Here is a 555-nt window from a genome sequence, read left to right on the forward strand (position 1 = left end):
ATCCACCACTCTATTTCGGCGGGTCTTCCGATGCGGGATCGACCGTGGCGGCGCAAGAGATCGACAAATATCTGACCTGGGGCGAGCCGCCCGCCGATGTCGCGCGCAAGCTCGATGGCGTGCGAGATCTCGCCGAAAAGGCCGGCCGCAAGCTCTCCTTCGGCATCCGCCTGCATGTCATCGCCCGCGAAACCACCGAGGAAGCCTGGGCGGCGGCCGACAGGCTGATCAGCCGGCTCGACGACGCGACCATCGCCTCGGCGCAGAAGGTGTTCGCGCGCATGGACTCGGTCGGCCAGGCGCGGATGAGCGCGCTGCATGGCGGCGACCGGTCCAAGCTCGAGATCGCGCCGAACCTGTGGGCCGGCGTTGGTTTGGTGCGCGGCGGCGCTGGCACGGCGCTGGTCGGCGATCCCGCCACGATCGCCGAGCGCATCGACGAATACAGGCGGCTCGGCATCGATACCTTCATCCTCTCGGGTTACCCGCATCTTGAAGAGGCCTATCGCTTCGGCGAGCTGGTGCTGCCGCATTTGCCGACCGAACATCAGGTCA

General features: G+C 66.8%; 1 protein-coding gene. It reads left to right on the forward strand.

Annotated elements, in window-relative coordinates; translation table 11 throughout:
• Positions 1–555: LLM class flavin-dependent oxidoreductase (locus E5X34_RS32655; RefSeq protein WP_292573348.1), on the forward strand; the 555-nt coding region annotated here is incomplete at both ends.

This window comes from Mesorhizobium sp., from assembly GCF_004963255.1.
In the GTDB taxonomy this organism is placed as follows: Bacteria; Pseudomonadota; Alphaproteobacteria; order Rhizobiales; family Rhizobiaceae; genus Mesorhizobium.